The 288-nt window shown below is 63.9% G+C and carries 1 protein-coding gene; it reads left to right on the top strand.

Annotation, left to right across the window (positions count from 1 at the left end; genetic code table 11):
• The coding region (locus ACX4ZE_RS23350; RefSeq protein ID WP_480275621.1) for a hypothetical protein at positions 1-288 on the top strand (288 nt) is incomplete at both ends.

Genomic DNA, 288 nt, shown 5'->3' with positions numbered 1-288 from the left:
CGGGGTGTATGGACGCGGTATTCGTCGACTCCACGCTCGCGCGGGGTAAACAGTTCACCGATGTGTTCGCGCCACCGGCGGTGCGGAAGGACCTCGCCCGTTATACCAACCATCCACAAGCAAGCCTGCTGACCACCGACGTACGCCGGTTCGCAGCCGACCGGCTACCGGAATTCATGGTCCCGACTGTGGTGATATCGGTCGAGGCGATGCCGTTGACCCCGAACGGGAAACTCGACCACGCCGCGCTACCGGACCCGGAAGTCATCTCCGGGGTGGCGTATCGGA

It is taken from the genome of Nocardia sp. TBRC8007, assembly GCF_056629435.1.
This window is presented reverse-complemented; position numbering and strand designations above follow the sequence as displayed.